At 49.1% G+C, this 14,504-nt stretch carries 12 protein-coding genes; all 12 read right to left on the bottom strand.

Translation table 11 applies throughout. The features are described from left to right. A complete protein-coding gene (gene rfbC, locus FQ015_RS02090) occupies nt 1-543 on the bottom strand; it encodes a dTDP-4-dehydrorhamnose 3,5-epimerase (RefSeq protein ID WP_160523646.1) in 543 nt (180 codons plus the stop codon). Nucleotides 544-547: 4 nt separating this feature from the next. Next, entirely contained in the window at nt 548-1,426 is an 879-nt protein-coding gene (rfbA, locus tag FQ015_RS02085) for a glucose-1-phosphate thymidylyltransferase RfbA (protein ID WP_160523645.1), read from the bottom strand. A gap of 57 nt (nt 1,427-1,483) precedes the next feature. Next, entirely contained in the window at nt 1,484-2,383 is a 900-nt protein-coding gene (gene rfbD, locus FQ015_RS02080) for a dTDP-4-dehydrorhamnose reductase (protein ID WP_160523644.1), read from the bottom strand. Next, the gene (rfbB, locus tag FQ015_RS02075) at nt 2,383-3,468 is read right to left on the bottom strand and encodes a dTDP-glucose 4,6-dehydratase (RefSeq protein WP_160523643.1); all 1,086 of its coding nucleotides are present in this window, start codon (nt 3,466-3,468) and stop codon (nt 2,383-2,385) included. The genes rfbD and rfbB overlap by 1 nt, the downstream gene beginning before the upstream one ends. A 371-nt stretch (nt 3,469-3,839) precedes the next feature. Then, nucleotides 3,840-4,733, bottom strand: a complete 894-nt coding sequence (gene galF, locus FQ015_RS02070; RefSeq protein WP_140973684.1) for a UTP--glucose-1-phosphate uridylyltransferase GalF — start codon at nt 4,731-4,733, stop codon at nt 3,840-3,842. Between the two features lie 242 nt (nt 4,734-4,975). Continuing rightward, nucleotides 4,976-5,971, bottom strand: coding sequence for an N-acetyl-alpha-D-glucosaminyl-diphospho-ditrans,octacis-undecaprenol 4-epimerase (locus tag FQ015_RS02065; RefSeq protein WP_096218793.1), 996 nt, complete (start codon nt 5,969-5,971; stop codon nt 4,976-4,978). Between the two features lie 156 nt (nt 5,972-6,127). After that, nucleotides 6,128-7,522 carry a colanic acid biosynthesis protein WcaM gene (gene wcaM, locus FQ015_RS02060; protein WP_160523642.1) on the bottom strand — a complete coding sequence of 465 codons (1,395 nt, stop codon included), beginning with the start codon at nt 7,520-7,522 and terminating at the stop codon, nt 6,128-6,130. A 10-nt stretch (nt 7,523-7,532) separates the two neighbouring features. Then, nucleotides 7,533-8,753 carry a colanic acid biosynthesis glycosyltransferase WcaL gene (gene wcaL / locus FQ015_RS02055; RefSeq protein ID WP_000862656.1) on the bottom strand — a complete coding sequence of 407 codons (1,221 nt, stop codon included), beginning with the start codon at nt 8,751-8,753 and terminating at the stop codon, nt 7,533-7,535. Continuing rightward, nucleotides 8,750-10,030, bottom strand: a complete 1,281-nt coding sequence (gene wcaK, locus FQ015_RS02050) for a colanic acid biosynthesis pyruvyl transferase WcaK (RefSeq protein WP_160523641.1) — start codon at nt 10,028-10,030, stop codon at nt 8,750-8,752. The genes wcaL and wcaK overlap by 4 nt, the downstream gene beginning before the upstream one ends. Before the next feature lie 72 nt (nt 10,031-10,102). Continuing rightward, entirely contained in the window at nt 10,103-11,581 is a 1,479-nt protein-coding gene (gene wzxC / locus FQ015_RS02045; RefSeq protein WP_160523640.1) for a colanic acid undecaprenyl disphosphate flippase WzxC, read from the bottom strand. Between the two features lies 1 nt (nt 11,582). Continuing rightward, nucleotides 11,583-12,977 (bottom strand): undecaprenyl-phosphate glucose phosphotransferase, encoded by a 1,395-nt coding sequence (gene wcaJ / locus FQ015_RS02040; RefSeq protein ID WP_000183149.1) that lies wholly within the window; start codon nt 12,975-12,977, stop codon nt 11,583-11,585. A 54-nt stretch (nt 12,978-13,031) separates the two neighbouring features. After that, the gene (gene cpsG, locus FQ015_RS02035) at nt 13,032-14,402 is read right to left on the bottom strand and encodes a colanic acid biosynthesis phosphomannomutase CpsG (protein WP_001355594.1); all 1,371 of its coding nucleotides are present in this window, start codon (nt 14,400-14,402) and stop codon (nt 13,032-13,034) included. Between the last annotated feature and the right edge of the window lie 102 nt (nt 14,403-14,504).

Raw genomic sequence — 14,504 nt, 5'->3', positions numbered from 1 at the left:
CTATAATTTACTAAAAATATTGCCTAACATATCTTTTTCTGAAACGATCAACTCAGTTTCGTCGCCAATTGGCCATTTGATGCTTAATTCTATATCATCAAATTTTAAACATCTTTCATAATTTCTATTATAGAAGTTATTAGTTTTATACAAAAATTCAGTGTTATCTGTTAGGCTTAAAAAGCCATGAGCAAATCCTTCCGGTATCCATAATTGGCGCTTGTTCGCCGCCGACAAATTCACACCAACCCACTTGCCAAACGTAGGTGACGATTTTCGAATGTCAACCGCAACATCAAAGACCTCACCAACAACACAGCGCACAAGTTTGCCTTGCGCATAAGGTTCTAACTGGTAATGGAGCCCGCGTAAAACGCCTTTATTAGACTTAGAATGGTTATCCTGAACAAATTCAACCTTACGCCCTACAGCCTCTTCGAAAACTTTCTGATTAAAGCTTTCCATAAAGAAACCACGCTCATCACCAAAAACTTTCGGTTCAAAAATTAATACATCAGGAATTTCAGTTTCAATTACGTTCATTTTATTAATAACCCTTAATCATTGTTAGCAGATACTGACCATAAGCATTTTTCTTTAGCGGCTCGGCCAATATCTTCACCTGCTCTGCATCAATAAACCCTTTACGGTAAGCAATTTCTTCCGGGCAGGAAACTTTCAACCCCTGACGCTCTTCAATTGTTGCAATGAAGTTGCTTGCTTCAATAAGACTTTGATGTGTCCCCGTGTCCAGCCATGCATAACCACGTCCCATCATGGCAACGGATAAACGCCCCTGCTCCATATAGATACGGTTAATATCGGTAATTTCCAGTTCACCACGAGGAGAAGGCTTAAGGTTTTTCGCCATTTCGACAACTTCGTTGTCGTAGAAATAAAGCCCGGTTACCGCATAATTACTTTTTGGCTGTAGAGGTTTTTCTTCCAGGCTAATTGCCGTACCGTTTTTATCAAACTCAACAACACCATAGCGTTCTGGATCATTTACGTGATAAGCAAATACCGTTGCGCCAATTTCTTTGTTAACAGCTACGTCCATTAACTTTGGTAGATCGTGACCGTAGAAGATATTGTCACCAAGAACCAAAGCACAATCATCACCATCAATAAACTCTTCACCGATAATAAACGCCTGAGCAAGTCCATCTGGAGTCGGTTGCACTTTGTACTGAAGATTCAGGCCCCACTGGCTCCCGTCACCCAGCAGTTGTTGAAAACGAGGAGTATCCTGTGGCGTACTGATAATCAAAATATCGCGAATACCCGCCAACATCAGTGTAGACAGCGGGTAATAGATCATCGGTTTATCATAAATCGGTAACAGCTGTTTACTGACAGCCATAGTTACAGGATAAAGACGAGTACCAGAACCACCCGCTAAAATAATACCTTTACGCGTTTTCATTTCATCATTCCTTTTAATTCATCTCGCTCCACCATCACGAACAAGATGCAAAAAATATTAAATTGCTGTAGTCGTAAACAATTCGTTGAGCATGCGTTTCACGCCAACCTGCCAGTCAGGCAATACAAGCGCAAAATTCTGCTGAAATTTTTCTGTATTAAGACGAGAGTTATGGGGACGACTAGCTGGTGTAGGATAGGCTGTTGTTGGTACTGCGTTGAGCTTGTTGAGTGCAAGGGGAATGCCTGCTTTGCGCGCCTCTTCAAAAACCAGCGCAGCATAATCGTACCAGGTTGTGGTACCACTGGCTACCAAATGGTACAAGCCTGCGACATCCGGTTTATTCAGTGCGACACGAATGGCATGTGCTGTACAATCAGCCAGCAGTTCAGCACCTGTTGGCGCACCAAACTGATCGTTAATAACCGCTAATTCTTCACGCTCTTTTGCCAGACGTAACATCGTTTTGGCGAAGTTATTTCCTTTACCTGCATAGACCCAGCTAGTCCGGAAAATGAGGTGCTTCGCACAATGTTCTTGTAATGCTCTTTCTCCAGCCAATTTGGTTTTGCCATAAACATTGAGCGGAGCGGTTGCATCAGTCTCCAGCCATGACATGTCGCCAATTCCAGGAAAGACGTAGTCAGTTGAGTAATGAATTACCCAGGCCCCAACTTCATTAGCCGCTTTTGCAATCGCTTCAACGCTGGTCGCATTGAGTAATTGTGCAAATTCGGGTTCTGACTCAGCCTTATCTACCGCGGTATGAGCAGCAGCATTAACGATAACGTCAGGACGAATTTTTTTGACGGTTTCAGCCACACCTTCAGGGTTACTGAAATCACCACAATAATCAGTGGAGTGAACATCAAGAGCAATCAAATTACCCAGCGGTGCCAGAGCACGCTGTAGTTCCCAACCTACCTGCCCTGTTTTGCCGAAAAGGAGGATATTCATTACTTGCGGCCCTCATAGTTCTGTTCAATCCACGATTGATAGGCACCACTTTTCACATTTTCGACCCATTTTGCATTAGCCAAATACCATTCCACCGTTTTACGAATCCCGCTCTCAAACGTTTCCTGTGGTTTCCATCCCAATTCACGACCAATCCTATCAGCATCAATGGCATAACGGCGATCGTGTCCCGGGCGATCGGCAACATAAGTGATTTGCTCACGATAAGATTTCTCTTTCGGGACAATCTCATCCAGCAAATCACAAATAGTGAGCACTACATCTATATTTTTCTTTTCGTTGTGTCCACCAATGTTATAAGTTTCACCCGCTTTACCTTCGGTTACGACGGTATATAACGCACGCGCATGATCTTCAACATACAGCCAGTCGCGAATTTGATCCCCTTTACCATAAATAGGTAATGTTTTACCTTCCAGAGCATTCAGAATAACCAATGGAATCAATTTTTCCGGGAAATGATAAGGACCATAATTGTTAGAGCAATTAGTCACAATGGTCGGTAAACCATAGGTACGTTTCCACGCGCGGACTAAATGATCGCTGGATGCTTTGGATGCGGAATAAGGGCTGCTTGGCGCGTAAGCTGTCGTCTCAGTAAATAAGGGTAATTCTTCTGTATTATTTACTTCATCTGGATGAGGCAAATCACCATAGACTTCGTCAGTAGAAATATGATGAAAACGGAAGCTATTTTTTCTGTCGCTATCAAGAGCAGACCAGTAATTCCGAGCGGCTTCTAAAAGGACATATGTACCAACAATATTGGTTTCAATAAATGCCGCAGGGCCTGTAATGGAACGATCCACATGGCTTTCAGCTGCCAGGTGCATCACTGCATCCGGCTGATGCTGAGCAAAAATCCATGCCATTGCAGCAGCATCGCAAATATCCGCATGTTCAAAAACATAGCGTTCAGAATCAGAAACATCAGCAAGTGATTCCAGGTTTCCGGCGTACGTTAATTTATCGACATTAACAACACTATCCTGCGTATTATTTATAATGTGACGAACTACAGCAGAACCAATAAATCCTGCGCCACCAGTAACAAGTATCTTCACTTTTTTATTCCATATTACTTCAGAGCATGCTGTGAAATTAGCGGCTCTTAGTTTGATTAATAGAGGTATTAATGCACGCTACCGCCCCTGGCTTTACAGCTACCAGAGCACTGCATGCATGCCTACGATGTGACGAGCGTTACCCACTCGCGCTAAACCCGAAAAATTCAAACGCTAATTGTCTTACCAATCCGCTCTGGAAACAAGGAAAATCCTGGAAAACTTTGACTAAAATCCTATTGCTAACTCGTTGTTATTCTGATTGTTTATATAAAATAACGGCAGGAATATTCGCAACAAATTACTTTTGCCACGAATCTTCACCGCCGTTATAATTTTCCTATCAACCGTTACATTCGGTCAGATTTTCATTATTCGCTTAACAGCTTCTCAATCTCTTTGCGGAACTTCGCCCCTTCTTTCAGGTTGCGTAGTCCATACTTCACAAACGCCTGCATATAGCCCATTTTTTTACCGCAGTCGTAGCTGTCGCCGGTCATCAACATGGCATCAACAGATTGTTTTTTCGCCAGTTCAGCAATAGCATCAGTAAGTTGGATACGTCCCCATGCACCTGGCTGCGTGCGTTCCAGTTCCGGCCAAATATCGGCAGAAAGCACATAGCGACCAACAGCCATGATATCTGAGTCCAGCGTCTGCGGCTGATCCGGTTTTTCGATAAATTCAACAATGCGGCTGACTTTACCTTCACGGTCCAGTGGTTCTTTGGTTTGGATGACGGAGTATTCAGAGAGGTCACCCGGCATACGTTTTGCCAACACCTGGCTGCGTCCCGTTTCGTTGAAGCGCGCAATCATGGCAGCAAGGTTATAGCGCAGCGGGTCAGCGCTGGCGTCGTCAATCACAACGTCTGGTAGCACCACGACAAATGGGTTGTCACCAATGGCGGGGCGTGCACACAAAATGGAGTGGCCTAAACCTAAAGGTTCACCCTGACGCACGTTCATAATGGTCACGCCCGGCGGACAGATAGATTGTACTTCCGCCAGCAGCTGACGCTTCACGCGCTGTTCAAGGAGAGATTCTAATTCATAAGAGGTGTCGAAGTGATTTTCGACTGCGTTCTTGGACGCATGAGTTACCAGGAGGATTTCTTTGATCCCTGCAGCCACAATCTCGTCAACAATGTACTGAATCATTGGCTTGTCGACGATCGGTAGCATCTCTTTGGGTATCGCCTTAGTGGCAGGCAACATATGCATCCCAAGACCCGCTACCGGTATAACTGCTTTTAAATTCGTCATTATTTTCCTACCTCTAAGTGGCTGATAGTGCGTAAATTATTGCCATAGGTTAGCCAAACGTTATGGCTATATACCAAAGCTTAGTTCCGCATAACTTTGATTAAACCTTACGATAACACTACACACCATCAGCATCTGGGTTACTCGGATTACTCGGAAATCCACATACTGATAATTTAATCAGTACCTCTTTCCGAATAATCGTAGTCCAACCTGGTCCTTTTTTCTCTGACTCGTCTGCATTACTCAGAAACAAACGTTATGTCGTCTTTTTTGGCATGGACGAATTCATACTGCAGAGTTCGATCCAGACCTTGCGACAGCGTATACGGTGCCACAAAACCTGAAGAATGCACTTTCGTTGCGTCAAACTGTGTTGTTGCGCAGAATTTTTTCACGCGCACAGAACTGACAGCGTATTTTTTGCCCGTAATTTTGCTCAAAATATCAAAGCAATAACCACCCAGCATTCCTAGTGGGTAAGGCAAGTGCATAGAAGGGATCTTTTTGTTCAGACTTTGTTCAACTTCAGCAACCAACTGGTTCATGTTCAGGTCTGGTTTATCAACGTAGTTATAAACCTCATAACCTGCGGCAACATTCTTCAGTTTGTACTTGATAAACTCAACAATGTTTCCAATATAAGCCATGGATTTATAGTTAGTTCCTGCGCCCACCATCATAAACTTGCCGCCAGCGATCTGTTTCAGCAAGTTGTAGACGTTACCACGGTTGCGTTCACCGAAGATAACGGTTGGACGGATGATGGTTAAAGAACGTTCTGTTGGCGCTTTGTTATACCATTCACGCAGTACTTCCTCTGCCTGCCACTTACTTTTGCCGTAGTGGTTGAAAGGATCGTGTGGATGGTTTTCGTCAGGGTTGTGTTTGTTCAAACCATAAACAGCAACGGAACTGGTAAAGATGATATTTTTAACGCCATTTTTTTCCATGGCCGCCAGCACATTGCGGGTACCCTGAACGTTAACGTCATAATAGAGAGAGGTAGGGCTAACATCATCACGGTGTTCTGCTGCCAGCAGTACAACAGTGTCAAAACCAGCTAACGCCTGGTCGAGTGCCTGTTGATCGCGAACATCGCCAATCTGTGTGATTTCTGGGTAAAAGTGGCTCTGCTGTTTGTCCAGGTTCTTGATATTAAAGTCAGCAATTGCCGTTTCAAGTAGTCGGGTTCCTACGAATCCGGAAGCTCCTATGAGCAAAACATTATCGTTCATAAATCACTTAGTCTGGTTGTTACGTAAGAAACACAAGATAAAGATGAGTACCTTCCCTGAGTAGTCAATACTGCCCAGCCCCAGCTTTAACAGTTAGTGTGAGGATTATAATCTTTTAGAACATTATATCCAGTAAGTTTATGAATGGTCGCAAATCTACTCCCTCCATTCCGGCAATCTAAAGTTAATCTTTTCCACATTAACAATATGGTGATTAACCCTGTCGATATCGACGGAGCTTTGTCCTTTTTCATTCACCGCATGAACATTTGCAAGAGACAGCAGTGTTTCTTTTTTCGCCATAAACATGCCGCGAACGTCTTTGCGCATGTCGAAGTTCATGCTCAATGCGGGTCCAACTGAGGATTCCTGCATCACATTGATATTGCGCATAAAAAGATGTTGCGGTTTGTTGTGTAACTCCAGCGACGCACGCTTCATCTCAATGTTAGTCAGTGCCACAAAGGAGACAGCATTCCCGGCGGAGATTTGGATACCGCGCAATTTGTAAGCAAGATGGGTATTATCCAGTTGAATATTATTCACTCGGAAATTTTGCGGTATCGAGAGATATTTGCCTTTAATTACCCCATAGCCGATTAACATCCCGGCGCTATTAATCATTTCAATATTATCAATCACGAAATTGTCACAACCGTAAATAGCGACTGTGGCGTTATCAATACCCGCTTTCTTACTGAAATCCGGCGTGATATTGCGGGCTTTGATATTACGAATAACAAAATGCTTACCATTTTCAACATGGATCAACTGCCGACAATCCGATCCCGTGATATTTGCCACGACAAAGTTTTTCACTGCCTGGTCTTCCGGGTAGTTGTTATCGTAAGTACTCCCCGCAAGGCCTATGCCAATGCCCCAGTTGATTTTGCCATTAGTACAGTTGATGCGCTCGATGACATGGTCGGAGATCAAAATATCACGGTCGTTAATCGCCACGTTCCATTCAATGGCGTCGCCCTGTAAATCACTAAATTTACAGTTGGTGATGTTGGCACCGATTATCTGGTTATGAAATCCCTGGCGTAAGATGGCGTAATTAGCGTGGCTGACAGTGAGGTTATCGATGGTCAGGTTGCGCATGACCCGTTTGTTTTTGCCGCCGATATAAATCTGCGTTACCGGACCAAAGCCGCTCATCGCCAGCCCTTTGATGGTGCAGTCAGAACCACGCACATCCAGGGTGATGTTATGCATACTGCCGCCCTCCTCCCCTGTCACCTGGCTGCCGTCCTGTAAGACAAACCGCCCTCTGCCGCTGCCGCGCAGGCTTCCAAGAATGTGTAACGTTTTGCCAGGAGGAATGAAGATGCCGGTGTTGATATTGTCACAAACGAATCCAGCAGGCACGACGACCGTTTGCCCTTCGCCGAAGGCTTGTTTAAATGAGGCGATCCAGTCGTGTGGGTTGTAGTCGTTAATGTTAACGCTTTGTCGGGCGGGAAGTGCGCGAGCGAAAGGGGTATGGAGGAAGGCAAGCGCGGAGCTTGCCGTCAGGAAGGTGCGTCGGGAGAGTTTTTTAAATGGCATACGTTCTCCTCTATAAAGCCTGCAACAAGCTGGCGAGTTCTCGGTTAATCACCTGCTGGTTAAAATCGTGTTCGACTTTTTCGCGCGCACGTTTGACAACCGGAGCCAGTTCGTCAGTGTCCAGTTGGCTAAATGCCGCCAGACGTTGTGCCAGTGCGCGAGCATCGTTCTCAGGCACCAGCCAGCCGGATTTATCGGCCTCCACCAGTTCCGGTATTCCGCTATGCAGAGTGGAAACTACTGGAATACCGACCGCCATCGCTTCCATTAGTGCCACCGGAATACCTTCCATATCACCGTCAGCACCCGTTACCGAAGGCAACAGGAAGACATCCGCGTCGTCGAGCATCGCCTTCACTTCGTGGCTTGGTTTAAAGCCCGGCATCTCTACAACATCTTCCAGTTGATATTGTTCGATGAGGGTGCGCAGGCGTCGTTCCCACGGGCCAATGCCGAGGATGCGATAGCGAAATGCCACGCCCTGCTCTTTCAACTGACGGCAGGCTTCGATCGCCACGTGCAAGCCTTTTTTCTCGGTTAAGCGTGCGACGGAAATGATTTCCAGCGGCGTTGCAGGCGCTTTTACCGGACGCGGGCTAAAGCGCGTCATGTCCACGCCCATGCGCGATACGGCGATTTTTTCCCTCGGGCAGCCCATTTTTTGCAGCCTTCCGGCCCAGAGATCGCTGATCGGTAGCATCAGGTCGCCACGGCGGAACAGTTGCTGATATTCGGGAGTGTAGTGGTTGAGAACTTCCCGACTGGAGATATCAATACCGTGGAAGATAGTGGCAATTTTGCCGCGAATGACACCCAGTTCGCGTAGTTTTGCTGCGGTTACCCCCGCAGGGCCAAAATGAGCGATAAAAACATCGGCATGAAACGGGGTTGCGACCTGACCACAAATGGCAGACAAAATCAGGTTCCGCGACTCGGCACCATAGCGTTTGAGGTTGAGCGCCTGCCAGGTATTTTTACGATGAATGCCGCGTAAGGTCTGACTGGCTCGGTGGCGCAGTTTCGCCACTTTGCCCGTAGGTTCGTCCTGTAACCAGCGGGTTCTGGCGGCAAGGTTGTATTTCGTCCATGCCGCGTGGGTGTTTTGCGTATCGCCTTTTTGCAGCGCGACAATCTCCACCTCAAAGCCCATATCAATAAACGCAGTGATTTGGTTGAGAACGAAGGTTTCCGACGACAGCGGAAATTTCAATAAGAAGAAGCCGACCTTCATTTCGCCTCCCCGATGCGCTCGAGCACAGATTGCACCATCTGCATTCCTGCCTGGCGTTCGCGACTGACGGCTTCGTTAAGTCGTGTATTCAGCTCCGGAAGCTGGCCTAAGGTATCCGCAACCATCGCTTGCAGGCTGCCGTCTAATAAATGACGGATATCAATCGCCATCTCAGGTAGCCCAAGCTGCTGCATAATCCCGGCGGATTTGTGTTCGTAGTTGATGGCAATTGCCGGAGTAGCAAAATTCATCGAGATAATGGCAGAGTGCAGGCGCGTACCGACGGTGAGTTCACAGGCACCGAGGATTTTGCCCATTTCCAGATCGTTGAGCTCATCCATCACCACGTGATAACGGGCAGGATCGCTGATGTGCTGACGCAGATTGAGCGCCACCATGCGGTCGTCTTTGTTATAGCTGTCGATGCCCGTACAGGTGGAGAGCGCAATCACCTGATACCCTTCATCGAGAATGCGATTGACCACCCCGGCAAAGGCTTTTTCATACGCTTGTTGAGTGGTGCCGAGACGTTTGTCGAACGGTGCCAGTTCGCGCAGGGTAATTGCCACCGTTTTCTGCTGTGCGGCTACGTCCAGCCAGTGTTGAACAGCATAGCTGGCGGTGAAGTCTTCGGTGTGGTGATCGACCAGCCACGCGGTATCGACGCCATGTTCAACTTTTGCGGTAGTGATATTGCTGCGTTTCATTAGATCCAGGCTGACCGATTCGCGCAGGATCAGCGCGTCGCAGTGCCCGAATACGTAGTTTGCCAGTTGGTTAAATTGCTCATCCTGGAACGGGCCGACGCTGTGACCAATCATAAACAGCGGCTTTTTCGCCATAAACGTGCAAAGCGCATGTTCAAACTGCGGCACGCCGTAGAGATCGACAAAAAACGATCCGCCGACCTGGATAATGGCATCGTAACCTGACAGCAGGCGCACAAAGTCAGTGAATCCCTGGGCAATGGCGATATTACGCAGCTTGCCGGTGTCGGTGACGCGTGAGAGCAATACCTGGTGCTGGTAGCGGCGACGGAGGACTTTTTTTACGCGCCCGACAACGCCCGCAGCGCTGTTGTGTTGTTTCATTTGCAGGAACAGCGGATCGCCCATTACCGGGCGGTTGAGCAGCCAGGAAGAACTGACCGGATAGCGGCTCATTACGTCCACTTCGGCGTGTGGATTGAGGATGTTGATGGCATCAAGTAAGCCGCGCAAGATGGCGCTGTCGCCGCGATTGCCGCAAGTGTGGTTGCCCAGAATCAGTAATTTCATTTTTTCCTCATAAATTTGATGCCAGGTGAGGCTGTGTTTGTTGTGTTCGTTGCCGGAGCCGAAAACAACCGTTCACCCCGCCCGTAAAAGCATTTTCATTTTTTTGCTGCGACAAAACTGACGCTTCACTTCCACCACCAGCGGATGGCGCGACAGCACAATCATCACCACAAACGCCAGCACGCCCGCGGCTATTTGCACCGCCAGCAGCATCCCCAGCACCAGTTGCCCTTTCAGCACAATGCCCAGCGCATAACTAACAACCAGCGTCGGCAGCGAGAGATAAAACGGCAGCCATAAACTCAGGATGTACTGGCGATAACTGGAACCGAGCACCGGTTTAATCATCACGAAATAACTCAGAATGGTGTTGATAATCTGCACCAGCAGGAAACCAAGCGTGACGCCGATTGCGCCCGCCATCTGCCCGCCAATAACAATCGCCGGAATAAACAGAAAGGTTTTGAATACATTGAATTTAAAGCTGATATCCACCCGTGCTTTCGCCATCAGCAGCGAGCCAATCGGGTTACCCACTGAGCGCAGTAGCCCCACAATACACAACAATTGCAGCACCGGAATAATGCTGTTCCACTTCTCACCAAAGACCAGCGGTACAAAGTTATTCGACACCACCATCAGCCCCAGCAGCGCCGGAAAATTGATAATCCCCACCACCGACAGCAGCTTGTAGAAGTTAACGCGTAGCTTTTCGGTGTCGTCCTGAATTTTGGCGAATGCCGGAAATAACACGCGGGTGATGATGGGGTTCAGCTTCATCGGCGGCACAACGGCCACGTTGTAAGCCAGGTTGTAGCCCCCTGCCACGCCCGCGCCGAGAATACGCGCCAGCACCAGCGTTGAAAGGTTGGTGTTGAGATAGTTGATGATGCTGTCCGCCGTCAGCCAGGCACCAAAGCGTAAGTTCGGTGCCACCGACGCCAGCGAGAAATGCAGACCGGGGCGATAAATTTTGCGGCCAAAGTAGCCAAACAGCAGCGTTCTCACCGCACTATTGACCAGATAACCGAGGATCGTGGTCATCGCCAACGGCCAGAAATGGGCGCTAACCACTGTAAAAGTAAAGCCCGCCAGCACCGCGCTGGTTTCGATCATGCCGATTTTGTTGAACTCCAGCTCCTTTTGCATCAACGCGCGGAACTGTTGCCCGTGGGGGATCACCACAAACGCCAGCGACAATGTTTTAATCAACGGCGCCAGATCCGGGTTATTCAGCACGTCACCAATGGCATCACTCAACAAAAACACCGCCACGCACACCACGATCCCCAGCCCGACGTTCAACCAGTACAGCGTGGTGAGTTCAAGATGGCTGATTTCTTTTCGCTGAATAATCGAGTTAGCGATGCCGAAGTCAGAGAGTGTATCTGCCAGCGCGATAATCACCAGCGACACGGTAAGCAAACCGAACTGGTGGTTGTCGATAATCCGCGCCAGCACGGTCATCTGCACCAGCCCGAGGCCGATGATGATTACTGTGGCAATCGCCGACCACTTCGCGCCGCTGATGGTTTTTTCACGTAAGCTCATATCAATATGCCGCTTTGTTAACGAAGCCTTTGAATACCGTCAGGAAAACGATTTTGATATCGAACCAAACGCTCCATTCGCGGATGTACTCAAGGTCGAACTCGACGCGTTTTTCCATTTTCTCCAGCGTGTCGGTTTCGCCGCGCCAGCCGTTAATCTGCGCCCAACCGGTAATGCCCGGTTTCACTTTGTGGCGCAGCATGTAGCCTTCAATGAGCTGGCGATATTGTTCGTTATGCGCCACCGCGTGCGGACGTGGCCCCACAATCGACATCCCCCCGGTCAGCACATTGATAAACTGCGGCAATTCATCCAGCGAGGTGCGGCGCAGAAAGTTCCCCACTTTGGTGACGCGCGGATCGTTCTGCGTCGCCTGGGTCACCACTTTGTCGTTCTCCATCACTTTCATGGAACGGAACTTCCACACTTTGATCGGCTTGCCATCCATGCCGTAGCGAGTCTGGCGGAAAATAACCGGCCCTGGTGAACTGAGTTTCACTGCCAGCGCAATACAGCACAGCACCGGGGAGATCAGCAGCAAGATCAGCGTTGCCAGCACAATGTCTTCCGCACGTTTTATCAGGCGGTTAACCCCGGAAAGCGGCGTGTCGTACAGCGGCACCACCGGAACGCCGTTCATCTCTTCGAGGCGTGAATGGAGAATGTTGAAGGTAAAGACGTCGGGGATCAGCAGCACCGAACAGGTGGTGTCCGCCAGTTGATGGACCAGTTTTTTCACTCGTGCGCCGTCGCACATTTGCATCGCGATATAGACGTTGTGAATTTTGCCCGCTTTTGCATCCTCGACCAGCTGTTGCAGATTGCCCGCCCAGTCGTTAGAAACGCCGCCCGGTTTTGGGTCGTGGTAAACGCCCACCACTTCAAACCCTAACCACGGCTGATTACGGAAGCTCTCCATCAGCATTTGCCCGGCAGCTAAATCCCCCGCCACGGCAACCATACGCTTGTTATAGCCATGATTACGCAACCAGCCCGCACCAATGCGAATACACGAACGACACGCCACTAACCCGATGCTGGTCAGCCCATACCACGCCAGCCAGATTTTCAGTTGCGTGTCGAAATCATTGTTGAACGCCACCAGTCCGGCGCTAAAAATCACGCTTAAGGTCCAGTTTTGCAGCAGCAGGGCAAATTCTGTCGTTGCCCGAACACCTCGCCATGAGCGATAAAAATCGGTGATGCCGCCCAACATCTGGAACACCACCAGCGTAATCAGCGCCACCAACAGGTGCATGTAGAGGAATGACAGTCCGCTGACTTCGCAAACCAGCCATAGCCCGGCAAACATGATGGTGATATCTGAAAAGCGTTGCACCATAGAGATTAACGATGCATTGGTTTTCGCTCGCTCGCGCTTTTTTAGATTTGTCATCGTTGTTCCTGTTATTAGCCCCTTACCCGCAATGGGGTAAGGGAAGATCCGACATTACTCGTTCAGCAACGTCAGCAGAGTTCGCGTTCGCGCTTCCATCAGCGGCACATCACCGCGCGATTCCACATTCAGGCGCACCACCGGTTCGGTGTTGGAGGAGCGCAGGTTAAAGCGCCAGTCGGCAAAGGTCATGCTGATGCCATCGGTGCGATCCACCGCCAGCGCCTCGCGGCTAAAATGCTGTTCGACGCGGTTAATCGCCTCAACGGGTTGCGCCAGTTTGCTGTTGATCTCACCGCTTGCCGGGAACGCCGCCATGCGGTCGCGCACCAGTTCGCCCAGCGTTTTCTCTTTCAGGCACACCAGTTCGGCGACCAGCAGCCACGGGATCATGCCGCTGTCGCAGTAAGCGAAATCACGGAAGTAATGGTGGGCGCTCATTTCGCCACCGTAGATGGCGTCTTCCTTGCGCATACGTTCTTTAATAAAGGCGTGTCCGGTTTTCGACATCACCGGGGTGCCGCCTGCGGCAGTCACTACATCAACGGTGTTCCAGGAAAGACGCGGATCGTGGATGATCTTCGCGCCGGGATTTTTTTCGAGGAACGCTTCTGCCAGTAAACCGACAATGTAGTAGCCCTCGATAAACTGCCCTTTTTCGTCAAACAGGAAACAGCGGTCAAAATCGCCATCAAAGGCAATGCCCATATCCGCGCCGTGTTTGATGACCGCATTACGGGTGTCATCGCGACATTCCGGTAGCAGCGGGTTAGGAATACCGTTGGGGAAATTGCCGTCCGGCGTGTTGTGCACTTTGATCAATTCCACGGGTGCGCCGAGGGCTTTAAAGCGGGCTTCGATGGCGTCCACCACCGGACCCGCCGCGCCGTTCCCGGAGTTGATCACCAGCTTGAGCGGCGTAAGGTTTTTGACGTTGATATAACCGAACAGATGATCAACGTAAGCGTCACGCAGATTGATTTGCTGATAGCGACCGCGTTTGGTTTCATCGACGGGAGGAAAATCGTTGGCTTCTGCCAGACGCTGGACGTCGCGCAGTCCAGTATCACCGCTGATCGGGCGAGCCCCTTCGCGCACCAGTTTCATGCCGTTGTAATCCATCGGGTTATGGCTGGCGGTAACTTCGATGCCGCCATCCACGCCGAGATGGAACGTGGCGAAATAGATCTCTTCGGTGCCGGACATGCCGATATCCAGCACGTCAACGCCCGCATCCTGTAACCCTTTTGCCAGCGCCAGTTTTAAGGTTTCGCTGGTGAGACGGACATCACCGCCTAAAACAATGGTTTTCGGTTTGAGAAATTCGCCATAAGCGCGACCAATGCGCCAGGCAATATCTTCATTCAGTTCTTCGCCTAATTTCCCGCGAATATCGTAGGCTTTAAAGCAGGTTAATTTTTTCATATCGTTACCCTTTTTCAGGCAATAGTTAGCCCTGACCGAAGCGGCCAATTTTGTTTTTGTCGTTATTTACATCGCTGTTTTGCATTCATTGCCTGATGCGAC

Source organism: Escherichia sp. HH26CH (assembly GCF_009820205.1).
Classification (GTDB): Bacteria; Pseudomonadota; Gammaproteobacteria; order Enterobacterales; family Enterobacteriaceae; genus Escherichia; species Escherichia coli_F.
This window is presented reverse-complemented; position numbering and strand designations above follow the sequence as displayed.

Coding starts and splice junctions, on each gene's coding strand:
- rfbC (WP_160523646.1), bottom strand. CDS start 543: ATGAACGTAATTGAAACTGAAATTCCTGATGTATTAATTTTTGAACCG.
- rfbA (WP_160523645.1), bottom strand. CDS start 1,426: ATGAAAACGCGTAAAGGTATTATTTTAGCGGGTGGTTCTGGTACTCGT.
- rfbD (WP_160523644.1), bottom strand. CDS start 2,383: ATGAATATCCTCCTTTTCGGCAAAACAGGGCAGGTAGGTTGGGAACTA.
- galF (WP_140973684.1), bottom strand. CDS start 4,733: ATGACGAATTTAAAAGCAGTTATACCGGTAGCGGGTCTTGGGATGCAT.
- FQ015_RS02065 (WP_096218793.1), bottom strand. CDS start 5,971: ATGAACGATAATGTTTTGCTCATAGGAGCTTCCGGATTCGTAGGAACC.
- wcaM (WP_160523642.1), bottom strand. CDS start 7,522: ATGCCATTTAAAAAACTCTCCCGACGCACCTTCCTGACGGCAAGCTCC.
- wcaL (WP_000862656.1), bottom strand. CDS start 8,753: ATGAAGGTCGGCTTCTTCTTATTGAAATTTCCGCTGTCGTCGGAAACC.
- wcaK (WP_160523641.1), bottom strand. CDS start 10,030: ATGAAATTACTGATTCTGGGCAACCACACTTGCGGCAATCGCGGCGAC.
- wzxC (WP_160523640.1), bottom strand. CDS start 11,581: ATGAGCTTACGTGAAAAAACCATCAGCGGCGCGAAGTGGTCGGCGATT.
- wcaJ (WP_000183149.1), bottom strand. CDS start 12,977: ATGACAAATCTAAAAAAGCGCGAGCGAGCGAAAACCAATGCATCGTTA.
- cpsG (WP_001355594.1), bottom strand. CDS start 14,402: ATGAAAAAATTAACCTGCTTTAAAGCCTACGATATTCGCGGGAAATTA.